The organism is Klebsiella sp. R390 (assembly GCF_051131745.1).
Taxonomy (GTDB): Bacteria; Pseudomonadota; Gammaproteobacteria; order Enterobacterales; family Enterobacteriaceae; genus Klebsiella.
Window position 1 is genome coordinate 5,227,782 of record NZ_CP180445.1, and the last position, 22,801, is coordinate 5,250,582.

Consider the following 22,801-nt stretch of genomic DNA (forward strand, 5'->3'; position numbering starts at 1 on the left):
ATGATTTCCTCAGTCAGGGGGTTGAGCACAGCTTGCCGCAACGGGAAATAATCAACCAATAACGTTCTTTTCTAATTTATTACCGGGCGGGGTTCTGTGCTTTTGCGAAAAATGGATATATGCCCGCCATACTTCAGGCTGCATATGTGCTGGCTGCGCCTGCGTCCCCCAGTCACTTACTGGTGTCAGCTTCTGGGCATTGGTGGCCTGAATTATTTAGGCTATAGGTGGGCAGACATCTTGTGCGCCTTGCACCGGGCGGGCGTAGCCAGTATGGTGTGCGGCATTTCTCTGGTATCAGGAACACACATCGCAATGCAGCCTTCGAAAGATCCTCTTCACGGCGTCACCCTTGAGGCCCTGCTGAATGCCCTGGTGGCAAAATATGGCTGGGCCGAGCTGGCAAAACGGATCAACATCAACTGTTTTAAGAGCGATCCGAGCATCAAATCGAGCCTGAAGTTTTTGCGCCGCACGCCATGGGCGCGCAAAGAGGTTGAGGAGCTCTATATTGATTCGCTGGATGAGCCAGCTTCTGAGCACACCGCGCCCCCGGCCGATAATCCGTGGGCCAACTGGCAGAGTAAGAAATAATAGCGGGGCGCCAGGCGGGCTTACTGCGCCATTTCGCCGCGCAGCGCGCCCGGTGCTTTACCGGTAATGCGTTTAAAGGCCCGGCTGAAGGCCGCGAGCGAGCTGTAACCCAGCCTGAAGGCCACTTTCTCCAGCGCCTGGCCTTCCTGGGAAATATACTGCACCGCCAGCCGCATTCGCAGATCCGTCAGATATCGCGCCGGGGTGGTGCCGGTGGCGGCGAGGAAGCGTTCGGCGAAAACGGATCTGGAGGTCCCGGCCTCGCGGGCAAGGGCTTCAACCTTCCAGTTCACGCCCGGCTGCTGATGCATGGCGTAGATAGCCCTGGCCAGTCGGGGATCGCGCAGCACCTGCACCCAGCCCGTTGCGTTGCCGCAACCACACTCGACCCAACCGCGGACGATCAGTGCCGCCACCACATCGGCCAGACGTGCCAGAATCCCGGCATAGCCCGCCTGACGGGTGAGGGACTCCCGCTCCATTGCCAGCAGCAGCGGGTGAATTTCAGGCCAGGTCTTTAACAGCCGGCTCACCAGCATGACTTCCGGCATCGCGTTGACCAACGGCTGCATTCCCCCGAGTTCAAAATCCATACATCCGCTGAAGATAACGGTCTTGTCCGCCGTTTGGCAGGCGCTTTCGTCCTTGACGCAGCAGACGGTGTTACATACCGGCTCGCTGGCAAGCTGCATCACGTCAATCACCGGCGCCTGCGCATCGGACATAAAGGTATGGCTTCCACCGTTGGGAATAAACAGCGCGTCGCCGCTCTCCAGCGTGAACTGCTCGCCGCTGGCCATCCGCAACTGCACCGGACCACGACTGACGAAGTGGAACTGGGCTCTGCCCGCTACCGCGTTGAACGCGACGCCGAACGGAGCGCCAAGTTCGATACGGCGGTAGTGGACGCCGGAAAGGCGCATGCCGCGCAGGAGTTCACTGGTGAGGTCGATAGGCTGGCGAGTCATCAAAACAATCCCGGACGAATTATCAATAATTGCAGAGTATGCATCATAGATCGTCCGAACGGAAACCCCTACGCTTGTCGCAATGTTAATTATTCTGGAGAGATGTATATGAGTTCCTGCATAACTGCTGAAGCGGAGATGGCGACAGCCAAACCCGCGTGGCGCGCCGTCTATGCTCTGGCATTGGGCGTTTTCGGCCTGATTGTTGCAGAGTTTCTTCCCGCCAGTTTGTTAACTCCGATGGCCGCCAGCCTGGGGGTTAGTGAAGGGATGGCCGGGCAGGCGGTAACTGCCACGGCCCTGATCGCGCTGGTGACCGGGCTGCTGATCACCCCGGCGACTAAAAATATCGACCGCCGCTGGGTGCTGATGTTCTTTTCTTTGCTGCAGATCGTCTCCAGTCTGATGGTGGCTTTTGCCAGCTCGCTGGAGTTTCTGCTGCTGGGACGCCTGCTGCTGGGGGTGGCCATCGGCGGATTCTGGTCGATGTCGACCGCCACGGCGATGCGCCTGGTGCCGGCGGTTTTTGTGCCAAAAGCGCTGGCGGTGATCTTTTCCGCCGTGTCGATTGCGACCGTGGTGGCAGCCCCTCTGGGCAGCTATTTAGGGGGCCTGATTGGCTGGCGCAACGTGTTTATTCTGTGCACGGTACCGAGCCTGATTGCGCTGCTGTGGCAGCTGTGGGTCCTGCCGTCCATGCGCCCGGAAAGTACCGGTAGCTTTGCTACGCTGCTTAACGTCCTGCGCCGTCCCGGCATGGTGGGCGGGCTGTTGGCCACCATTTTAATCTTCAGTGGGCACTTCGCCTTTTTCACTTATCTGCGCCCGTTCCTTGAAACCGTGGCTCAGGCCAGCGTGGAAGGCGTCTCGTTGATTCTGCTGGGCTTTGGCGTGGCAAACTTCGTCGGGACCTCCATCGCCGGGCATCTGCTCAGCCGCAGCCTGCGCCTGACGCTGGCGCTGGTACCGCTGCTGATGGGACTGCTGGCACTGATGATGGTCACCTTCGGTCATATCGCGATGGTAGACGGACTGCTGGTCGCCCTGTGGGGTTTCGCCTTCGGCCTGGTGCCGGTCGGCTGGTCTACCTGGCTGGCGACTACGGTGCCGGACGAAGCGGAAAGCGCCGGTGGGTTGCTGGTCGCGTCTATTCAACTGGCAATCAGTGCCGGTGCAGCCGGTGGCGGGGCGGTGTTTGATCTCACCGGCGCCAGCGGCGTCTTTACCGGCAGCGGGCTGCTGCTGATCAGCGCGATGGTGATGGTCTTTGCCAGCGTACGGGTGACTTCCACCATTGCCAGTCGATAACGTCCCCCTTTTGCTTTATGCCTTTCTTCATGCGCCTGCGGGCGCATTTTTTCGTTGGGAACCGGCACCGTGCTGCACATTGCAGGAACAACCGCCCGCACTTCGCCGGTGCAACCCGAGCAGAACTGACCTCCAATAGGCCGAAATCCAATCTAACCCACTGATAAACAGCCACTGTTCGACGTGGCACGCTTAATGCTTAGCAGTGTAAGTATTGCTGTGAACCGGGACAGGCCGTGTTTTCGAGGAATTCAAACACTGGATGCAGGAATGCGCCGCGGCTGGGGTTTTTATACGTTGCTAACGGATTGTTGGAGCTTGCTTATGACCGTTCTTAGAGAATCTTTGGCTGTCGCCAAATTTGGCAAATGGACACAACTCTCGCTGGGCCTGATCTGTATGGCATCGATTTCCAGTCCACAATATGTCTGGACGCTGCTGACCCGACCCTTAACCGAGAAACTGGGCGTAGGGCTGGCGGAATTACAGGTCACTTTTTCACTGCTGATTATCCTGCAGACCTTTTTCTCACCGTTCCAGGGGCGGCTGGTTGAGCGATTCGGCCCCCGTCTGCTTATCTCCATCGGTACCGTGATGGCCGGGCTGAGCTGGGTGCTCTCCGCTCACGTCAGCGGCCTGGTGGCGCTGTACCTGGTTTACGGCTGCATCGGCGGACTCGGTACCGGGATTGTCTATATTGGCGTCGTCGGTTTAATGGTGCGCTGGTTTCCGCGTAACCGTGGCTTTGCTGCCGGCGCCGTTGCGGCAGGGTACGGCATGGGGGCAATCATGACCACCTTTCCCATCTCTGTCTCGCTGGGCAGTTACGGACTTGAACAGACCATGACGGTGTTCGGGCTGATTTTTGCCGCGGTGGGTTTGCTCGCCAGTCAGGGGCTGAAGCTGCCGCCCGAACGTGAGGCGATGCCGGTCAGCCAGACCGTTGCACAGAATACCCGTCAGTTTACCTCTCGTGAAATGCTGCGCCAGCCGCTGTTCTGGCTGATGTTTGCGATGATGGCGATGATGTCGACCTCGGGGTTAATGGTGACCTCGCAAATGGCGGTCTTCGCGGAAGATTTTGGCATCAGCAAAGCGGTGGTTTTCGGCATGGCGGCGCTCCCGCTGGCGCTGACCATCGACCGTTTTACCAATGGTCTGACGCGTCCACTATTTGGTTTTATCTCCGATCGCTACGGCCGGGAAAATACCATGTTTATCGCCTTCGCCCTCGAAGGGGTCGCGATGAGCTTGTGGCTGGCATGCCGGGAAGATCCGATGCTGTTCGTGCTGTTGTCCGGGGTGGTGTTCTTCGGTTGGGGAGAAATATTCTCGCTTTTCCCTTCCACGCTGACCGATACGTTTGGCAGCGAGTACGCGAGTTCAAACTATGGCTGGCTGTATATCTCGCAGGGAATTGGCTCGATTTTCGGCGGCCCGCTGGCGGCGCTGCTGTATCAGCATACCCACGGCTGGCATGTGGTCTTCAGCTGCGCCATCGGGCTTGATTTTATCACCGCCGCGCTGGCGATTATCCTGCTGAAACCCTGGCGCGCGCGGTTTATCCGTCAGCACAGCGCCCGGTAATCCTCGATGTTCTGGTATTGTTCAGTGCCGGGCCGTTGCGCCCGGCATTGGATCTCTTGCTTACTCCGCCGCCACCGCCGGTTGCGGCAGGCCTGCCAGCGCGTTCTGGCGATCCTGTTCGCCGATGGGTCGCAGCACCCGGCAGGGCACGCCCGCGGCCACTACATCAGCCGGGATATCTTTGGTCACTACGCTGCCGGCACCGATGACGCTGTTGCGACCGATGGTCACTCCGGGGTTAATCACCGCGCCGCTGCCGATCCAGACGTTGTCTTCCAGCGTGACGGTCTGCGAAAACTGCTGACCGGTGATGCGCACGGTAGGGTCGACCGGATGGCCGGTGGTTGAGATGGTGACGTTTGGGGCAATCATCACGTTATTGCCGATAATCACTTTGCCGTCGTCAACCACCACAAGATTAAAATTGGCGTAGAAGTTATCACCAAGGGTGATCTGACTGCCGTAGGCGACATGCAGCGGGGGTTCAATCCACACATTTTTACCGACGCTGCCCATTAACTGGCGGATCAGCGATACGCGCTTTTCCGGCTCCGCTGGCGAGGTGTGGTTAAATTCAAAGGTCAGCATTTTTCCGCGCAGGCGCTCCTCGGGCATGCCTTCCCCCATGTCGGTATATAAATATCCACCAGCCAACCGTTCCCTTTGTGTCATCATCGTAGCAACCTTATTGTTGTGGGTAGTGCCGACGGCAGCTGGCGCGGTTATGGATGTAGGGCCAGGTCCAGCAGGTCAGTCAAAAAAAGCCGTCGGTAGCAGAATTAACATGCTGATATATATCATAGGATTATATTTCTCGTCGATGGCCGATACCGGCGCGGCGATCGCGGAAAAACGTTGCCGCTGCAACAGGTCTGGCAAAGAAATAACCCTGAAAATGCGACACCCCCAGCGCCGCCAGCGTCTCTACCTGGCTTGCGGTTTCTACCCCTTCGGCGATGGTCATACAGTGCATCTCACTGGCGATGGCGATGATGTTGCGCACGATTGCGGCTTTCGCCGTGTCATGTTCGATACCGGCGGTAAACAGCTTATCTATCTTGATATAGCGAGGGCGGAACCTCATCAGGTGGTGATAATTGGCATTGCCGGTGCCAAAATCATCAATTGACAGCGGTATCCCGAGCGCATCCAGGCGCTCGCACAAGGCATTCACCGCTGCGGTATCTTCAACGCTGTCGCGTTCGGTCATTTCCAGGCCAATACGTAACCGCGTCATGTGGGTCTGCTGCAGAAAGCGCTGGCAGCTCTCGAGAATCTGCTGGCTTGTAAAGGCATCGGCTGAGACGTTAAAAAACAGCATCGTTTCCGTCTGCTCATTCAGCTCTGAAGAGGCCGCTACGCTGGCCACAGATTGCAGACATAACGTCGTGATACGGCTAATGAGCCCATGCTGTTCCGCCAGTGGAATAAACCGGTCCGGCGCGATGGGGCCGAGCCGCGGATGCGCCCAGCGCAGCAGCACTTCACCAGCTACCACCTTTCCGGAACTTGCCTCAACGATCGGCTGAATACACGGCCTGAGCTGCTGCTTATCGATCGCCTGACGTAGCATGAACAGCAGGGTGGTTCGCCGTTGCAGATAACGGTAGCTGACCATCGCCAGCCCGGTCGCCAGCAGCACAATGCACGCTGCGGCCAGGCGATCCCGTGGCGTCAGGCTGTGCCAGCTTAGGGTAACCGCTGGGATTGCGCTGAGGCGGTAGCCAAACTGCGGCATTGCAACCGTGATGCGTTGCGCATCGCGCCAGGCGTGCAGAATTTCACCCTGGGCGTTGACGGCCAGTGTACCGACAATCATGTTCACCTCCGCGGCGTGCTTTACCCCTCCGAGTGCTTGCTGCAGGGCGTAATCATCGATGCCAATAAGCACGCTTTTCCCATGTTGCTCCGCCCGGTACATGAGCAATGAGCGGGTAGTATCGTCAGTAATGTGTGGGCGCAGGAACAGGGCGCTGGCCCGTGTTTCCGGCAGGTCTATTGCAAAGCGGTTTTTACCGAATACCGAGGAGCAATAGACCTCGTCACCCCGGGCCAGATTGAGAGTTCTGATATCGGGCGTGGAGGCGACGATTTTGCGTATCGCCATCTGTATGTCGTTGCTGCAACCGTTCCCCGGCAAGGTCGTCGTTCTTTCTACCGCGATAGTGGCGTGGTTGATGATGCGATCGAGGCTATTGCCAAGGGTGACCAGGCTATGGATGATGGCTTTGTTATTTTTATTTTTTATTTTCTCCAGCAGCAATAGCCCACCACAGGCAGTGATGACCAGGAACATCATAAACGACAAAAATAACGGATGGAGACGATACATGTGACACCGAAAATTAAATTTAACCAGGATATTTTAAAATTCATTTCTTCAATGCAAAATAAACACCAGGACGATGCTGAATAAATTCAGAGTAAAGCTACAGGTGTAGTCTCTGGCATTCATCAAAATAATCCATTGCTTATTTTATTATGCCTAATGACGGGTATGCTTGGTATCCATACTTCTAAGCTGATATCACGCGCGTGGTCATTACCGGGCGTCGCGGTCGCTTTCCAGATGAGGGCAATATGGAATTATTTGACGCGATCATTTCTGATGATTATTTTTTCAGGCTGGGCCTGAGCGCACTGCTGTCTAAAAAAATCGTGGCGAAGGGCTGTTTCTTTATCGATATGCGTACCGCCAATCACGCAAAAATAAGGGCGTGTTCCGCGCGCGCTGAAAAAATATTTGTCTTTATCTCCAGCGACCTCGACTATTATGCGTTAAGAAACCTCGATAACGTGACGGTGATTGACCGCGGTAGTCAGGTACAGGAAATTGTCAGCTGTGTGCTGCGCGATGAGTCAAACTTTGAAAAGCACGCCAGATATTATATCTCGGAGCGAGATGATGAGATCCTCACCTATCTGCATCAGGGGCTGGATACCCATGAGATCGTCGAGAAGCTGAGTGTCAGCACCAAGGCTTTTTATTCACACCGTGCCCGGTTAATTAACAAGCTCAATATCCGCAACCGCATCTCACTATACCGAAATATATCCCGATATAAAGCCATTAGTCAGAAATAATGGCCCGGTGGGGACTGGCTATCGTCAATTTTTAATACTGTCGTGTTTCATCATATGGACAGGCAACAAAACGTATCAGGAGTCATTATGCCAAATAAGACCAGTCGGGCAGTAATGAAGTTTATAAAAAGCTCAAAACTCAGCGCGGAAGCATTAGAGGACCCAATGATTAGTTATGAAACGAAAGACCCGGAAAACAACGAGCAAGAGGACATCCTGAACGATATGCGCGCACGGGCAGGCTTGACCCAGGCAGAAGTGGCGAAAAGGTTGGGTCTGACGCCGCCGGCGGTGAGTCGTCTGGAAAAAAGATTTACCCATGCGAGTTTCAAAACTTTAAGACGCTATGCCGAGGCGTGCGGTTTCGATTTGCGCTTTTATTATAAATAAACCCCTCGTCATTTGTCCTGCCTTTGGCCTGACGACAGATGTCAGGCCTCGGGCGCATCTTGTTGCTGGCCACTGCTGGTGTCGGCCAGTAAGGTCACGGTTGAGGCAATACCTGGGCGTAGCGGGTAGCGACGCATCTGCAGAGGGTTCAACGCGATACGAACGAAGACGCGGGGTATCGTGCGATTCCAGTTATTTTCCCCATTCAGGTATGACAGCGCAGAAAGATCCAGATTCAGTCCGTCGACTTTTCCTTCCAGTACCACCTGACTGCCGTAGAGATCGGTTATGACTGAGACTTTCTGCCCCATCAGGATCCCGGTGAGTTGGGTGATTTTAAAACTGGCGCTGAGCCAGATTTGTTCGGCAGGGACAATGGCTACTAATAACGCACCTGAGCTGACATTTTCTCCAGGACGTACATAGCGCTGCACCACATAGCCGGTGCTCGGGCTGCGGACTTCAGTCCGATCCAGGGCCAGTGACGCGTCCTGAAACTCCGCTGTAACTTTACGCATGATCCGCCGTTCGGCCAGATCGGCTGCCTGGGTGTGCTGTTGATTCTGGCGATATTGTTTAATGGCGCCGTCCAGCACCACTTTACTGCTGCTCACCGCCGCGAGCGATTGTTGCAGCATTTTTTTGGATATCACCGAGGTGTTTTGGGATTGCATGGAATGATGATATTCGCTCAGCGCCTGCTGGTAGCGCATTTGTGCCTTGACCATATTGCTATGGTGAGTTTCATCGCTCACAAAACGATCTTTGGTTTTTTGCAGCAGATTAATGATTTTATTACTGGCGAGCTGATATCTTGCCAGCGCCTGGGTATTATCCATGCGCACCAGCACATCGCCTTTATTGACAAAATCTGCATGGTTTGAATCGACAAAAACTACGCGCCCGCTCATTGGCGAAACAATAGCCAGTTCATTCCCCTGGATATAAACATCATGGGTACCGGGCAGATGATATTTAAACGGGATAGTGTCAGTGGGCAGTAATAAACACGATGCGACCAACACTGCCTTGAAAGAAAATCGAGGGAGAGTGCGGGAGGAAGTGGAGTGGTTAGCATTATTCATTAATGCACCATGACGTAATTTCATGACAAATCAGAACCCATCATCCAATAGGAACAAAAGCTTCACGCGCGGGAAACTTGTTAATCGTTGCAGAGATAATATTGTTGAACAGAGAATGACGAAGATCATTACGCTGATAAAACGTGGAATAAGGATAATCTTTGACGCATATAAAATACAGCGGACACATCGGAAAATTTTGCAGGCGATATCCTACACGTGAAGTCCATAACAGATTAACAGGTAATAATTGACTGTTTTAAGGGATTAATGGAAATTGTGTCGGGAGAATGTAAACTTAATCATGTTACTGGCTAAAATTGAACGTGATAACGTGAATCGATTAAGGTAAAACTTAACTGTATTGCGAAGGGATATTGCTGCAGTCCATGAGGGAAACGTTTCTGTCTCTGTTAACTCGTTAACAATCATACTCGATGTTGAATTGTAGTGAGATGCGAAAATGATAAAAAACAAAAAGTTAAGTGCAGTTATTGTTGACGATCACCCGCTGGCCCGCATGGCGATTAAAAATTTGCTGGAGAGCGAAGGCATAACCATCGTGGGAGAGGCGGGCGACGGCGCCCAGGCGTTACAGATGGTAGAGCAAGCGTTTCCCAATTTGGTGATCGTTGACGTTGATATCCCGGTGATGAGCGGGATTGAAGTGGTTGAGAAGCTGAGAAAAAAAGGCTTTGGGCATATTATTATTGTGGTTTCTGCTAAAAATGACCTGTTTTATGGCAAACGCAGTGCCGATGCCGGGGCGAATGCCTTTATCAGTAAAAAAGAGGGGATGACCAATATCATTGCGGCGATCCATGCCTCATTGAACGGCTACAGCTATTTTCCGTTATCGCTGCATAGTTTTATGGGCAGCCTGTCTTCAGAGCAGGAAATGCTGCAATCGCTCTCAAGCCAGGAGATTAAAGTGATGCGCTATATTCTGAATGGTGCTGAAAATATGAAAATCGCCTCGGAAATGTGTATTAGTAATAAAACGGTGAGCACCTATAAAAGCCGTCTGATGGAAAAGCTGAATTGTAAATCGTTAATCGATCTTTTTTCTTTTGCCCAGAGAAACAAAATTGGCTAGATGCGCGATACACCGAATTACCGGGTTGTTGTTCATGCTCATGACGGCGATCTTTCCGGTTCATGCGGCGGACAGCGAACCGGCAACCCTGACCCTTGCCAGTGATTATGAGGTGTTCACGCCTGCACTGCCATTAAGCCATTATGATCTGCTGTGGCTTGCTGCGAAGCGCACCCTGACGATTGGCGTGTACGGCACCGAGACGCCACCGTTGAACATGAGTGTGACCACCGGTCGCTATCGCGGGATGAATGCGGACTATCTGCTGCTGCTGAAAAATGCGCTGCAGGTCAGCGTGGTGATCAAGCATTATAGCGAGAAGCCGCTGGCGCTCGACGCGCTCAGGGAGGGCAAAATCGACATGGTGCTGACCACGCCATCCGGCGAGGAGACAGTGCAGCCGCCGTTTACCGTGTCGTTGCCGCTGGTTCGCTCATTTCCGACGCTGGTCACCACCCAGTCTGATGTGATGAAACCGCTCTTTAATCATAAAGATGTGGTGCGAGTGGCGATTAAACGCGGATATCCGTCGGCGCAGTTTATTAAAATCGTCTTTCCAAAAGCCGAGGTAACGGAATACGCTGATAACTATCAGGCGCTGGCATCGGTAGACAACAAAGAAAATGACTACTTCTTTGGCAGCAACCTGACCACCAGCTTTATTATTGCCCGCGACTTCTATCAGTCTCTCGATATGGTGAAATTCTGGCGTGAACCACAGCTCGGCAACCATTTTGTGGTGCTGGAGAGCCAGAAACAATTGCTGGATATCCTCGATACCTTTATTAGTTCACTGAACGAACAGACCCATAAACAGGTCGCGCAATCCTGGGTCGATGCCGGCAATATTTCATTCTTGAACAAAGCGCTGAAATTTACACCGCGTGAAGAGCGCTGGATAGCAAAACATCCGGTGCTCAAAGTGTTGATCAACCCGTACTACGCGCCGCTGAGTATGCTGGATGATAACAATGAAATCCGCGGCGTGCTGGGCGACATCCTCAATCTGATTCAGCTCCAGACGGGGTTTACTTTTCAGCCGGTCATCGCCAACTCCAATGCGGAGATGGTTAGCACCATGCGTAATGGAGGCTGGGATCTGGTGGCAACGGCCACCTATAGCGCCGAACGGGAAGAGGAGATGCTATTCACTCACCCGTTTATTGCGACCCCGTTTGTTTTTGTCACCCGCGCCATGCATTCGCCCGAAGAGATATTGATTCCAGGCTCGAAAGTGGCGATCCCGGCCTACCATAGCCTGAGCGATAAGCTGAAAAAGAAATACCCAGGGATCGTCTGGGTTACCGCGGAAAATACCAGTACCGCGCTCAGCAAACTGATGCTGGGCGAGGTGGATGCGGTAGTCTCGACCCAGCTCGCCTCACGCTTTATCATCGACCACTATTATCCCGGCAAAATGTCCTATATTCGCATCCCGGATGAGCCCTCGGCACAAATCGCCTTTGCCATACCGCGCGGGTCGTTAGAGCTGCAAAGTATATTGAACCAGGCGCTGGATGATATTCCCCCCAAAGAGATCCTCAACCTGGCGGGAAAATGGGTCAAAGCGCCGGATGTGAAAATTGGCACCTGGAACCTGTATAACCGGCCGTTTTACCTGGTGGTCGGGCTGGCAGCGCTGTTAGTCATCAGCAGCCTGCTGTGGGGCGTCTATCTTCTGCGGGCCATCAGTAAAGGCAAGGCGTCGCAGAAGGCGCTGAGCTACCAGCTGATTTTTCGCCAGACCTTATCCAACGCCATGCCGGTGCCGGTGTATGTGATCACCCCCGATGGCGAACTGGACAGCTACAACAATGCGTTCGGCGACTTTTTCACCCCGGAACGCCGTAATGCCATGCATTATTCACTGTTTGACCGGCGCAGCCCGCTGTCGGGCCTGTTCCCCGAGCTCCAGCAGCAAATTCAGCAAGGACTGGCGCCCGATGCGGTTATCACCCATCAACTGACACTCAATAATGGTGAAGAAGACCGTCTGATTCTCCACTGGCTGACCTCATGCCAGATGCCAGAAAATATGCCGGCGACGCTGATTTGCGGCTGGCAGGATATCACCGAATCCCGGCAGTTAATGAAAGCGCTGCAGGTGGAGAAAGACAAAGCGATCGATGCCAACCAGGCGAAAAGCCGTTTTCTTGCCAGCATGAGCCATGAGATCCGTACGCCCGTTAGCTCCATCATGGGCTTCCTTGAGCTGTTAACCACCCATAAGCAAAGTCCTGAAGAGGCCAGAGAGGCGATTCAGCTGGCATACAGCACTGCTCAGACGCTGATCGCGTTGATTGGTGACGTGCTGGATATGGAGAAAATCGAGTCCGGCAACTTCAGCCTGGTGCAGGAGTGGGTCGATCTCGAGTCCCTGATTCAGGCTACGGTGGCGAATTTTGACGGGGTGGCCCGGCAAAAAAATCTCCGGCTTACCGTTCACTGCCAGCTTGAGGAGGGGAAAGCGCTGTGGCTCGATCCGCAGGCGATGAAACAGGTGCTCTCCAATCTGTTGAGCAACGCGTTGAAGTTCACTACTGAAGGGGGCGTGGAGGTGCTGGCGCAAACCCAGACGCTGGGCGACGAGCGGGTATATCTGTCGCTCAGCGTCAGAGACACCGGCGTCGGGATCAGCGTGCAGGAGCAGCAGCAGTTGTTTAAACCCTTCAGCCAGACCAGCGTGGGCAAACGGAGCCTCGGATCGGGGCTGGGGCTGGTTATCTGCCGGGAAATGGTCGAGCACATGTCCGGGCAGCTTAGCATGACCAGCCAGCCGGGCCTGGGCACGACCATGATGGTGACGCTGATGACCCGGGTGTCGAATAAGATCCCGACGGGCTTATTAATTGCCGAGCAGGAAGCGCCTCTGCCTGCAACCCTGAAGATCATGATTGCCGAAGATAACCCCACCAACCGTTTCCTGCTGCGCCGTCAGCTGGATACCTTTGGCTACCACGTTGAAGAGGCGGAAGACGGCCTGCAGGCGCTGAATCTGATCAAAAAAAGGGACTACGACTTGCTGATCACCGATCTCAATATGCCGCAGATGGACGGGATTACCCTGACCCAGCGGGTGAGAGAATTCAACCGGCAGATCGCGATTTGGGGATTAACCGCCAATGCCCAGACCGACGAGAAAGAGCGCTGTCTTGAAGCGGGTATGGATCTGTGTTTGTTTAAGCCGGTCAGCCTGCAGCAGTTAAAAGTCGCCTTAAGCGGTATGAATCTCAACCTGCCCGCCCAGCGCTTCCCGCTTGAGGCGTTTGTCGATATGCGCACGTTAGAAGCATACAGCCTGGGCGATAACACATTGATGTGCCAGATGCTGGAGCAATCCCGGGTGGAGAACGACCGGGATATCGCCGCGGCGTTGCTGGCGCTGGAGCAGCAGGACTGGAACGTTGTGCAACATCATTTGCATCGCATCAATGGCACAATGCAGATCCTCGGGGCGAAGAAGCTACACCTGATGGCCGAAGAGCAGGAAAATGCGCTGGCGGCAGGGGAAACGGGTGAGGTGATAAAAGAGGGGATCGGCCAGCTTGGCCAGCAGATCGTGATGTTCAGCGCGGCCATCGAGGCCTATATCCGGAGCAGCAAGTCGTAGCAACCTGACGTAACCGCACCGCTAGTCGTCCTGCTTCCCGTCATTTAGCGCCAGCGCGTGCGGTGAATGACGGGAACCAGGTCAGGCGTTACTGATAGGTCATGGTGAAAGAGAGCATGCCGTTTGCCGTTCCGGGCGTGATGCGCTCCCCGGTTTGGTAATAACGCGCTTTTAACGGCACCGTAAATCCACCACCGGCGGTCGATGATCCAACGGCAACCTCTGAACCTAACGCCATCGGCTGGTTGTCATACAGCAGCTGGATGCCGACGCCGGTCGCCGCGTTATTGCCGCCAGAGATGTTAAACACCCCCCTGGCGGCGTCAAAAATATCGCCTTCCATTTTGACGCTGACATCCGTGCCGGCGTTGCAGGTCATCGGCAGCGTGAAGGCGCGGGTATAGGCATCGCCTGGGGTGGAGTCCTTACCCTGAAATGCATTTCTGTCGACGTCTTTCATATCAACGGGGATCGAGGCGGTGGTCAGCTTACAGGCCGGCGTAGTGACCGTGAAGGTCGACATATTCACGGTGGCTTCCGGATACTGCCAGAGCAGCGTGTTGTTCAGCAGCACCAGTGCGCCCACCGCTTTGCCATTTACCGTTCCGGAGCCGGTCTCGGCGGCGGTTTTGTAAAAAGTGACCGTCACCGAGCCGTCCAGCACCGGGTCGATCATTCCTGTGGTATTTTCACAGAGTAAGGCCGTATTGGCATCGCCCCGAATGGCATTACTGCCATCGACCGTGGCACTTCCTCCTGCGCATTTTGACGTTGAGCCGGAGATAGCGTAGCCAATCCCCTCGAGGCTGGTTTTATAGATCCGACGCCCATTCTGAACCGAATCAAAAGTGCCGAGCGCTTTCACCCCAAAGTATTGATTGGAAATAACACCCAGCTCAGAGTCTGCGCAGTTAAATGCGTTAATCGTCGGCGTCACGACCTGTGTGCCAACAATCGCCCCCACCGGGAGGTCACGCGCAATAGTGATGTTCTGCGGCGAGACCGTAGTGGAGGGGGTCAGGGTGGTGCAGTCCCACGCCATGGCGCTGGGCGAGCACAACCCCAGGCCGAGAAAAAGGACGCCAGTTAACATTCGGTACATTGTGTTTCTCTCCGGATTAATGACATTGCGCGGTTAGCGTCTGCGTGCTGTCTGATGGCTTCGCTAGCTGATAACTCGCCTGGCAACGTCCTCCCGTCCAGGTGACCTCAACGATCCCTTTTTCCGGGGCGCCGTTGAGCCAGACTCGTTTACGTTCGTCAACGATCCCCTCCGGAACGTTGTCGTGATGTTTAATGCTGGCCGTGGCGCCAAAAGGGATCTCGTGTCCGCTTAACTGCAGCATGATTTTGTACCCGGTGACGGTCGGGTAATCCGCCAGCACCAACGCGCCTTTTGTCGGGACCACCGTCCGGGTGTCGTTCAGCACATCGGTGTTTTTATTCAACGATGCGGTGTCCAGCGAAACGTTGTTCTGACGATACGGGGTAACATAGGGCACTACCGCAAAACCTTTGTCGTCAGTGTAAATACCGCTGTTGTTGACAACTTTCACATCCGCGGCGTTGTCGGCTTTCACCAGCGCCATGGTCTCGCCAAGCGGCTGGGTGGCAGAGACACCGTACGGATGCACCACGATACCGCCCATCGCCCCGGCGGAGATTTGGCGGTTATCGCGGGAGTAGTGATAGCCAAGCTGGTACTGCCCGTGGCTGCCTTTGTAATCCACCGCCGCGCTGCCCATGACGTCTGCGCCTTTACTGTTGTAACCCTGCTGTACGTTCCAGTTGAGGTTCCGCTCCTGCAACGCCGAACCTGACAGGCCAACCTGCGAGGTGGTGTCGCCTTTTTTATTGCTGTTGACCGATGCGGTCATCCAGCTGTCTGGCAAAAAGCGCGAGAAGGGGATCTGCATCGTCAGGGAGACGATATGGTCGTTCTCGGTATGCCACGGGCCACGGGAATAGCTGTAGTTCAGGCCATAGTTGATATCATGGATACTGGTGTTGTAGGTCAGGTTCAGGCTCTGCTCTTTGTCTCCCCCCCAGTAATCCTGCTGCCAGGCCGAGAGATTGAGATTCCCCCAGCCGCCAAGCCGCTGGTTCAGCGCCACCTGCGCCTTGCTGCGTTTATTACGCTCGTAGCGCCAGTCGTTGCCTGCCATCTGGGCATCGCTGCCCTGACGGTAGATGTTCACATCGCCGTTCGCTTCCTGGAAATCGCGGAACCCGGACGAGGAGTAGCGGTAACCCATCAAACTGAATGAGGTGCCCGTGGAGGCGAAATCTTTGCCGTACTGCGCGCGAAACGACACGCCGTTCTCGGTCTTGTCGGGCATCTGGCTATGGGCAAAGGTGGTGTCGAAAGAGAGTGAACCAAAATCGCCAAACCCTTTGCCAATCCCCAACGCGCCGGACTGGTACTCACCCGATGTCAGGGTGCCGCCGTAAATCGTCGTATCCCACGGCAGGCCGTAGCTCACCGTCGCCTGTACAAACTCCGGCTCTTTATCTTTGCTGTTCGCTGCCCGATATTTTCCCGCGGCCAGCGCGTATTTGAGCTGGCCTTCGCGCTGCATGACCGGCACCGCCGAGAAGGGCTGGATAAACTGGTGCACAGCGCCATCCGCTTCGCGGACCGCGACCTCCAGGTCGCCGCTGGCGGCGGTGGGGTAGAGATCGTCAATCACAAACGGTCCTGGTGGAACGTAGGATTGCCAGATAATATTCCCGCCCTGGCGGATAGTGACCTGGGCGTTGCTCTGGGCAATGCCGCGTACTACCGGCGCAAAGCCACGCACGCTTTCCGGCAGCATGGATTCGTCAGAATAGAGCTGCGCGCCGCGGAAATTCACGCTGTCGAACACGCCGGACTGGGTATAACCATCGCCGATCCGCAACTGGCTTTTCAGCGTTTTAATATCCCGCTCCAGTGAGGTGGAAATGGTGTTCCAGCGCGCTGTGCCGTCGTTGTTGCTATAGGTTGAGTAGTTGCGTAACCGCCACGGGCCAACGTTAATACCGCTGCGCAGGTTCAGGTAACTGTCGGTTCGTGAATCACCGCTGCCGTGACCGTTGGCGGCAGAAAAGGTGTAGTTCAGGAACATCATGTTCAGCCCGTCGTCCCAGCGGTCCGGCGATACCGAACCACGCGGATCGCGCTGCAGGTACTCCTGCGGAATCGACAGCTCCAGTTTCATCTCATCAAACAGGAAACTGACCCGGCTGCCGGGCAGCAGATCGCTGATATTGTCTATCGTCGATGCATCTTTCACGGCCATCCAGCCAGGCTGAGCATTGGGTTTTACGCCCCATTTTACGTACTCGGCATGGGTCAATTGCGGGGCCAGGTCGCTGTCATTGCCGATAAACGTGATATCACGGGACTCAATATAATTGCCGTTTAAATAGACATTAACATGATAGTTTCCGGGTACCTGACCATCCGTTTTGCTAAATCTGGAAATATCAATATCCCGCGGCGTATCGCTTCGGGTTTCAATAAAATCTGGCGAGAAATAATCCTCAGCCAGGGCCGCAGGCATATGGGTGCACAAATAAACAAAAGCAGATAACTGTGTTAATTTAGCAAAGCCTGACACCGCGTTGGCATGGCGCATAGAAGTCTAACCTACATTTTAAATTTATAATCAGCCGTTATGCCTCCAAAGTCATTAATCGCACTCCACGATATTTCATCACCTTTGGTGACAGACTGAGGCAAGGTTACCGTTTGCAAAGGTAAAACCATTGGTGGTTTGGCTAGCGGCTTGCCATTGACCTTTACTTTGTAAAGCGACACGCTAAAGGGCGATGGATTATGAACAGTTAACTTATTTCCCTGCTGTACGAAAGTTAACTGTTGATATGCCAGCGAAGGATCGCCTTTTAATCCTGCCGGGCGGTAAAATAATTTCATTTTACTTTTCACTGCGATTAATAATTCATTTTTCGCGTCCGCGGATGAAGACGGTATGGCTTTAATATTCAGCCAGTAAACACTTTCCCGGTCCTGAGGGACGGTATTGTTGGTTAACGTCACGCGTACCGAGTTCTGGGTGTGCGGATTGAGCTTAAATAATGGCGGAGTGGTGGAGAATACGCTGTCACCATCGTCGCTATTTTCATTTTTACTCACCCACGACTGGATCAGGTACGGTTTATTATCCGGATTTTTCACGCTGATGGATGCCTGACTGGCATTACCGTTATACACCAAACGGGTGCCGCCAATTTCAACCCCGCTGAAGGCAAGTGAGGACGCAAGCAGCGAGCCGAGCGCGGCGGTGTTCAATACTTTTGCAAACATAAGATATCCTGAAAGAAGAGTTCAGGGCCACGAATGGCCCTTTTAATGATTACTGATAGATAACGGTAAAGGCCGTTGAGGCGTTCGCAGTACCGACACCCACTGCACCGGTTGCCATGTATTTTGCGAAATAGGTCAGGGTGTTATCGATATTTTCCTGCAGCGCGACGCTGGCGGAGGAAGAACCCACCGGGATCAGCGTGGTACTGTCCTGCTCATAAAGTGCGACACCAACGTTGGTGGCAGTCTGGCCATTGCTCAGAGCCAGAATCGATGCGTTGGCGCTGTCGGTGACGCCATCAAAACGGATGCTGGCGCTGGAAATGCTTTCCGGGCAAGAGGTCAGAACGATGTTAAAACGTTTAGCGGCGGCAGTGGTACCGGTGCCGCCAGCGAACGCGCTGGTAGAGACGGTGCCGAGGTCAACCGGCTGCGCAATAGTCGAAGGATCAACAACGCAGGCGGTGCCGGTAATATTACCGGTGAAGTTAATTACGCCATCGGCAGCATTGGCGGCCTGCAGTGCGCTGAAAGACAGAATAGTGGTAATCGCGGAGATCAAAGCAATCTTTTTCATATATAAATCCAATAATCAGTTAGTGTTAAATGTGATTTTGATGAGTTAACGACATTCATTAATGTTTTCATCATCTCCGCAAACCAATCAGTTCTGAGAGCCCGTTGATTGCGTTAAAGCGTATTGGCGACGAGGTGTGTTGATTCCCCTCATCGTAATAACGTGATGTAGATCTGGTATATATTGCGATTTATTGACAGGCAGACGGGATAGGATTTCGCCAACCGACATTTCTTATCAACAACATAATAATGCATATATTCTTTAGTACATTAAATCCAGTTCGTTGCAACAGGGCTAATTCTACCTGGATCACAGGATAGCAACATCAGTGATGCCTTATTCTTCTGTGGGGATCGGACTACACGTATAGGACGAGGCTTAAAAACGGCGACGTGCAGAGGGTAGGGGTATGGTATCTGGAATAGATAGTATGTTGTTGTACCGGTGTTTTTAATTTAATGCAAAAGGTAAATGATAACCAGTACTAGTACGGTTGTTTTTGTATCGACCAAAAATAAACCTGAAAATATTACCGGGGGTGCATGAAAACAGGGCAGATCGGCGGATTAACATGATCATTTCATTTTTGATTTTCCACCGTACATTAATGAACCACGCTCATAAGGGCATGTCCCTGTACCTACTTACCGCCTCCTGCGCTAGCCGCTATGCTGAACTCATCGACAGCACCAGAGGCTGACTCCTCAGCCTCTGGCGGCTGGTTACCGCAATGTCCCCAGTATCAGGAGTTAAGATGAAAGACGTGATTGTCGTTATCGGCAGCGGCGCCATAGCGCAGGCGATTGCCCGTCGTGTGAGCGTGGGTAAACATATTCTTCTGGCTGATATTCAGGTCGGGAACGCGCAGCAGGCTGAAAATACCCTGTCCCGTGCTGGATTTGAGGTCAGTCTCACCACGGTAGACGTCCGTTCACGCCAGTCGATACAAGACCTGGTGAAAACCGCCTGCGCGCTGGGGGAGGTTAAAGGGATTATCCACACCGCGGGATTATCGCCTTCTCAGGCCACAGCCCAGGATCTGCTGCGGGTGGATTTATACGGGAGTGCCGTGCTGTTTGAAGAGTTTGGTCAGGTTATTGCGCCTGGTGGTTCCGCCGTGGTGATTGGTTCACAGTCCAGTCATCGCCTCGCCGTTGATGCTCTGACGCAGGCTCAGGCCGACGATCTGGCGACCTTACCGCCAGAAGCGCTGCTCGAAATGCCGCTGGTCAAAGCCATCGAGGACAGCCTCTATGCCTACCAGATTTCTAAACGCGGCAATGCGCTGCGTGTGATGGCGGAGGCGGTGAAGTGGGGCGAGCGCGGGGCGCGCATTAACTGTATCAGCGCCGGTATCGTCTTTACGCCGCTGGCCTATGACGAACTTAACAGCCCGGAAAGGGGCGCCTTCTATCGTGATATGCTGGCAAAATCCCCGGCTGGCCGCGGGGGGACGCCGGATGAAATCGCCGCCCTGGCAGAATTCCTGTTTGGACCCAATGGCACCTATGTCACCGGCAGCGATCTGCTGATAGACGGTGGCGCCACGGCCGCTTACAAATACGGCGAATTGCGCCCTCGGTGAACTTACCGATGTAAGGGCGATCATTGCGAGGGCGGGCGGAAAAACGCCTCCAGTGCGGAAAAGCTGATGGCCTGTTTTGAATACGAGAAGGTGCCGTCACGACTCACCTCCTGGGCGGCCTCAATAAACGCGCCATAGGCATATCTCGCCAGCGAGGCGCCCACGCTGATACGCCGCACGCCAGCCTGCGACAGTTCATCGACGCTGTAGACGTTCCCTGGCAATCCCATCACCACATTGACCGGTTTAGTCACCGCGCTGCAGACGGTTTTAATCATTTTAAGGTCATGAATTCCGGGCGCGTAGAGGACATCCGCGCCTGCTTTTTCAAAGGCCTGCAGCCTCAGAATGGTCGCATCGAGGTCCTGATATCCCCACATGAAATTCTCCGCGCGTGCGGTAATCACAAAATCAGGATCGCAGGCATCACGTGATTCCGCAGCCGCTGCAATTCTGTCGACCGCGAGGCCCAGATCGAAGACAGGCTTTTCTGCCTGACCGGTATGATCCTCAAGGGAACAACCTGCTAGCCCGGCCGCCACGGCAATGTTAATGGTTTGCGCTGCGCTCTGCGGACTGTCGCCGATGCCTTTTTCAAGATCCGCAGATACCGGCAGGGAAGTTGCCTGGGCGATCGTCCGGCAATGGTCAATCATCTGTTGCCACGGCACCTGACCTTCAGGCATCCCCAGAGAAAAGGCCAGGCCAGCGCTGGTGGTGGCGAGCGCCGCGAACCCCATGCGCTCAAGTATTCTGGCGGTTCCCACATCCCACGGATTCGGAATGACAAAGATAGTGCCGGAATCATGAAGAAGGCGAAAAACGCTGCTTTTACTGCTCATAAACACGCTCCGGAACGTAAAAGTGAGGGGGCTATCAGACCGTCAGTCAGAAGTAAAAGCACTGTCTTATTTTGGTGCCCCACTGAAATTTCCCTGCATCATGATGATGCAGCCTGTCCGTGAACAAGACGACGGTGACGTTTTTATCTCATTGATATTAAACATAATAATCAATGGCATGCTTTATGCTTATCTTTGTGAGACTGACGATAACGGCATTCACTATTTCAGGCAAATCAAAGGGGGCTGGTTCCGTATAGGTGAAGTAACTATTGCCACGATCGGCCATTTAACAAGGAACAATGCTGATGCATAAACTCATAAAAAACTACGAAGCCGATGTCTTTTTCGACGAGCTGATTGACCATGAGGGTAATCCCCGCCTTTCCGCACAGCGTCTGATCCAATGCCTTGATTCACTGCCGCCAGATGAGCTGGAAAAACGTCGTCTGACGGCAGAAGCGACGATCCAGGAAATGGGCATTAGTTTTACGGTGTATACCGACAAAGGGAATATCGACAGGATCTGGCCCTTCGATATTATTCCCCGCACCATTGATGCCAAAGACTGGGCAATCGCCGAAACCGGCCTGAAGCAGCGCCTTACCGCCCTGAACCGCTTTATCAATGACCTGTACAATGAACAACTGTGCATCAAAGATGGCATCATTCCCGAATATATCATTAAGGAATCGAAAAATTTCCGCCCCGAGTGTGTCGGCATGAAGCCGCCGTATGGCGTATGGGCGCATATTTGCGGCACCGATTTAGTCCGGGATGAAACCGGGCAGTTCTACGTCCTGGAAGATAACCTGCGGGTTCCCTCCGGCGTCTCCTATATGCTGGAAAACCGCGCCATTACCAAGCGCGTCCTGCCTGAACTGTTTGAAAGTGACGATATCAAACCGATTGATGCCTATCCGGCACAGCTGCTGGAAACCCTGACGGCCCTGTCGCCGCGGCAGATTGAACGCCCGGAAATCGTGGTGCTGACCCCGGGTATTTATAATTCCGCCTATTTCGAGCATGCCTTCCTGGCCCAGCAAATGGGGGTTGAACTGGTGGAGGGTGCCGATCTGTTTGTCGGCGACGACGACTGCGTCTACACCAAAACGATCTATGGCCCGGAGCGGGTGGACGTTATTTACCGGCGCATTGACGATATGTTCCTCGACCCGGAAGTCTTCCATCCTGAGTCGGTTCTCGGCGTGCCTGGCCTGATGCGGGCCTGGAAAGCCGGCAACGTGGCGCTGGCTAATGCGCCGGGTGCCGGAGTAGCGGACGACAAGGTGGTCTATGCGTATGTGCCGGACCTGATTCGCTACTATCTCGACGAAGAGCCGATTCTCCCGAATGTTGAAACCTTCCTCTGCCAGAACGATGACCACCGCGAATACGTACTGCAGAATCTGGATAAGCTGGTGGTGAAGCCGGCCAACGAATCCGGCGGTTATGGCATGCTGGTTGGGCCACACTCGACCAAAAAAGAGCAGCAGATGTTTGCTGAACTGATCCAGGAAAATCCCCGTAATTATATTGCTCAGCCGACGCTGAAGCTCTCCACCGCACCGGCGCTCATCGCCAAAGATTATCTCGAGCCGCGCCACCTTGATTTACGCCCGTTTATATTGCAAAGCAAAGAGACCTACGTGACCACCGGCGGCCTGACGCGGGTGGCGATGAAAAAAGGTTCGTTAGTGGTTAACTCATCGCAGGGCGGTGGCAGTAAGGATACCTGGATCGTGGAGAGCAAACGATAATGA

18 protein-coding genes are annotated in these 22,801 nt (G+C 54.1%); 9 read left to right on the forward strand and 9 right to left on the reverse strand.

Translation table 11 applies throughout. The features are described from left to right. Positions 1-315: 315 nt before the first annotated feature. Positions 316-594, forward strand: a complete 279-nt coding sequence (locus ACMYSP_RS24510; RefSeq protein ID WP_434584646.1) for a VF530 family DNA-binding protein — start codon at positions 316-318, stop codon at positions 592-594. A 20-nt stretch (positions 595-614) separates the two neighbouring features. Here the strand turns inward: ACMYSP_RS24510 and ACMYSP_RS24515 are convergent, their stop codons facing one another. Continuing rightward, a complete protein-coding gene (locus ACMYSP_RS24515; RefSeq protein ID WP_434584647.1) occupies positions 615-1,562 on the reverse strand; it encodes an AraC family transcriptional regulator in 948 nt (315 codons plus the stop codon). Between the two features lie 108 nt (positions 1,563-1,670). On the opposite strand from ACMYSP_RS24515, the gene ACMYSP_RS24520 reads away from it, so the two are divergent. Both ACMYSP_RS24520 and oxlT read left to right on the forward strand, forming a co-directional pair. After that, positions 1,671-2,870, forward strand: coding sequence for an MFS transporter (locus tag ACMYSP_RS24520; RefSeq protein WP_434584648.1), 1,200 nt, complete (start codon positions 1,671-1,673; stop codon positions 2,868-2,870). Positions 2,871-3,194: 324 nt separating this feature from the next. Next, complete coding sequence (gene oxlT, locus ACMYSP_RS24525) at positions 3,195-4,457, forward strand: oxalate/formate MFS antiporter (RefSeq protein WP_434584650.1); 1,263 nt, start codon at positions 3,195-3,197, stop codon at positions 4,455-4,457. Between the two features lie 60 nt (positions 4,458-4,517). Here the strand turns inward: oxlT and ACMYSP_RS24530 are convergent, their stop codons facing one another. Continuing rightward, the gene (locus tag ACMYSP_RS24530; RefSeq protein WP_434584651.1) at positions 4,518-5,132 is read right to left on the reverse strand and encodes a DapH/DapD/GlmU-related protein; all 615 of its coding nucleotides are present in this window, start codon (positions 5,130-5,132) and stop codon (positions 4,518-4,520) included. A 130-nt stretch (positions 5,133-5,262) separates the two neighbouring features. After that, positions 5,263-6,789, reverse strand: coding sequence for an EAL domain-containing protein (locus ACMYSP_RS24535; RefSeq protein WP_434584652.1), 1,527 nt, complete (start codon positions 6,787-6,789; stop codon positions 5,263-5,265). A 203-nt stretch (positions 6,790-6,992) separates the two neighbouring features. Between ACMYSP_RS24535 and ACMYSP_RS24540 the strand changes: the two genes are divergently transcribed. Both ACMYSP_RS24540 and ACMYSP_RS24545 read left to right on the forward strand, forming a co-directional pair. Next, positions 6,993-7,541, forward strand: a complete 549-nt coding sequence (locus tag ACMYSP_RS24540; RefSeq protein ID WP_434584654.1) for a helix-turn-helix transcriptional regulator — start codon at positions 6,993-6,995, stop codon at positions 7,539-7,541. 87 nt (positions 7,542-7,628) lie between these two features. Further along, positions 7,629-7,931 carry a helix-turn-helix domain-containing protein gene (locus tag ACMYSP_RS24545; protein ID WP_434584656.1) on the forward strand — a complete coding sequence of 101 codons (303 nt, stop codon included), beginning with the start codon at positions 7,629-7,631 and terminating at the stop codon, positions 7,929-7,931. 41 nt (positions 7,932-7,972) lie between these two features. Here the strand turns inward: ACMYSP_RS24545 and ACMYSP_RS24550 are convergent, their stop codons facing one another. After that, entirely contained in the window at positions 7,973-9,040 is a 1,068-nt protein-coding gene (locus ACMYSP_RS24550) for an HlyD family efflux transporter periplasmic adaptor subunit (RefSeq protein WP_434584657.1), read from the reverse strand. A 439-nt stretch (positions 9,041-9,479) separates the two neighbouring features. On the opposite strand from ACMYSP_RS24550, the gene evgA reads away from it, so the two are divergent. After that, positions 9,480-10,112 (forward strand): acid-sensing system DNA-binding response regulator EvgA, encoded by a 633-nt coding sequence (gene evgA / locus ACMYSP_RS24555; protein WP_434584659.1) that lies wholly within the window; start codon positions 9,480-9,482, stop codon positions 10,110-10,112. A gap of 40 nt (positions 10,113-10,152) precedes the next feature. Beyond that, positions 10,153-13,722, forward strand: a complete 3,570-nt coding sequence (locus ACMYSP_RS24560) for a response regulator (RefSeq protein ID WP_434584660.1) — start codon at positions 10,153-10,155, stop codon at positions 13,720-13,722. An 88-nt stretch (positions 13,723-13,810) separates the two neighbouring features. On the opposite strand, the gene ACMYSP_RS24565 is transcribed toward ACMYSP_RS24560, so the two are convergent. The 4 genes from ACMYSP_RS24565 to ACMYSP_RS24580 all read right to left on the reverse strand — a co-directional run bounded on the left by ACMYSP_RS24565 (position 13,811) and on the right by ACMYSP_RS24580 (position 18,608). Further along, a complete protein-coding gene (locus ACMYSP_RS24565; RefSeq protein WP_434584661.1) occupies positions 13,811-14,824 on the reverse strand; it encodes a fimbrial protein in 1,014 nt (337 codons plus the stop codon). Between the two features lie 16 nt (positions 14,825-14,840). Beyond that, complete coding sequence (locus ACMYSP_RS24570) at positions 14,841-17,267, reverse strand: fimbria/pilus outer membrane usher protein (protein WP_434584663.1); 2,427 nt, start codon at positions 17,265-17,267, stop codon at positions 14,841-14,843. An 86-nt stretch (positions 17,268-17,353) separates the two neighbouring features. Continuing rightward, the gene (locus ACMYSP_RS24575; protein WP_434584664.1) at positions 17,354-18,031 is read right to left on the reverse strand and encodes a fimbrial biogenesis chaperone; all 678 of its coding nucleotides are present in this window, start codon (positions 18,029-18,031) and stop codon (positions 17,354-17,356) included. A 49-nt stretch (positions 18,032-18,080) separates the two neighbouring features. Further along, a complete protein-coding gene (locus ACMYSP_RS24580) occupies positions 18,081-18,608 on the reverse strand; it encodes a fimbrial protein (protein WP_434584666.1) in 528 nt (175 codons plus the stop codon). A gap of 757 nt (positions 18,609-19,365) precedes the next feature. On the opposite strand from ACMYSP_RS24580, the gene ACMYSP_RS24585 reads away from it, so the two are divergent. Continuing rightward, complete coding sequence (locus tag ACMYSP_RS24585) at positions 19,366-20,196, forward strand: SDR family oxidoreductase (RefSeq protein ID WP_434584668.1); 831 nt, start codon at positions 19,366-19,368, stop codon at positions 20,194-20,196. Between the two features lie 20 nt (positions 20,197-20,216). On the opposite strand, the gene ACMYSP_RS24590 is transcribed toward ACMYSP_RS24585, so the two are convergent. Then, positions 20,217-21,038: an isocitrate lyase/PEP mutase family protein gene (locus tag ACMYSP_RS24590; RefSeq protein ID WP_434584670.1), complete on the reverse strand. Its 822-nt coding sequence runs from the start codon at positions 21,036-21,038 to the stop codon at positions 20,217-20,219. 308 nt (positions 21,039-21,346) lie between these two features. On the opposite strand from ACMYSP_RS24590, the gene ACMYSP_RS24595 reads away from it, so the two are divergent. Beyond that, positions 21,347-22,798 carry a circularly permuted type 2 ATP-grasp protein gene (locus tag ACMYSP_RS24595; protein ID WP_434584671.1) on the forward strand — a complete coding sequence of 484 codons (1,452 nt, stop codon included), beginning with the start codon at positions 21,347-21,349 and terminating at the stop codon, positions 22,796-22,798. The last annotated feature ends 3 nt before the right edge of the window (positions 22,799-22,801 follow it).

Bases quoted from the DNA above. Each gene is read 5' to 3' on its own strand.
- ACMYSP_RS24510 (WP_434584646.1), top strand. From the start codon at position 316: ATGCAGCCTTCGAAAGATCCTCTTCACGGCGTCACCCTTGAGGCCCTG.
- ACMYSP_RS24515 (WP_434584647.1), bottom strand. From the start codon at position 1,562: ATGACTCGCCAGCCTATCGACCTCACCAGTGAACTCCTGCGCGGCATG.
- ACMYSP_RS24520 (WP_434584648.1), top strand. From the start codon at position 1,671: ATGAGTTCCTGCATAACTGCTGAAGCGGAGATGGCGACAGCCAAACCC.
- oxlT (WP_434584650.1), top strand. From the start codon at position 3,195: ATGACCGTTCTTAGAGAATCTTTGGCTGTCGCCAAATTTGGCAAATGG.
- ACMYSP_RS24530 (WP_434584651.1), bottom strand. From the start codon at position 5,132: ATGATGACACAAAGGGAACGGTTGGCTGGTGGATATTTATATACCGAC.
- ACMYSP_RS24535 (WP_434584652.1), bottom strand. From the start codon at position 6,789: ATGTATCGTCTCCATCCGTTATTTTTGTCGTTTATGATGTTCCTGGTC.
- ACMYSP_RS24545 (WP_434584656.1), top strand. From the start codon at position 7,629: ATGCCAAATAAGACCAGTCGGGCAGTAATGAAGTTTATAAAAAGCTCA.
- ACMYSP_RS24550 (WP_434584657.1), bottom strand. From the start codon at position 9,040: ATGAAATTACGTCATGGTGCATTAATGAATAATGCTAACCACTCCACT.
- evgA (WP_434584659.1), top strand. From the start codon at position 9,480: ATGATAAAAAACAAAAAGTTAAGTGCAGTTATTGTTGACGATCACCCG.
- ACMYSP_RS24560 (WP_434584660.1), top strand. From the start codon at position 10,153: ATGACGGCGATCTTTCCGGTTCATGCGGCGGACAGCGAACCGGCAACC.
- ACMYSP_RS24565 (WP_434584661.1), bottom strand. From the start codon at position 14,824: ATGTACCGAATGTTAACTGGCGTCCTTTTTCTCGGCCTGGGGTTGTGC.
- ACMYSP_RS24570 (WP_434584663.1), bottom strand. From the start codon at position 17,267: ATGCCTGCGGCCCTGGCTGAGGATTATTTCTCGCCAGATTTTATTGAA.
- ACMYSP_RS24575 (WP_434584664.1), bottom strand. From the start codon at position 18,031: ATGTTTGCAAAAGTATTGAACACCGCCGCGCTCGGCTCGCTGCTTGCG.
- ACMYSP_RS24580 (WP_434584666.1), bottom strand. From the start codon at position 18,608: ATGAAAAAGATTGCTTTGATCTCCGCGATTACCACTATTCTGTCTTTC.
- ACMYSP_RS24585 (WP_434584668.1), top strand. From the start codon at position 19,366: ATGAAAGACGTGATTGTCGTTATCGGCAGCGGCGCCATAGCGCAGGCG.
- ACMYSP_RS24590 (WP_434584670.1), bottom strand. From the start codon at position 21,038: ATGAGCAGTAAAAGCAGCGTTTTTCGCCTTCTTCATGATTCCGGCACT.
- ACMYSP_RS24595 (WP_434584671.1), top strand. From the start codon at position 21,347: ATGCATAAACTCATAAAAAACTACGAAGCCGATGTCTTTTTCGACGAG.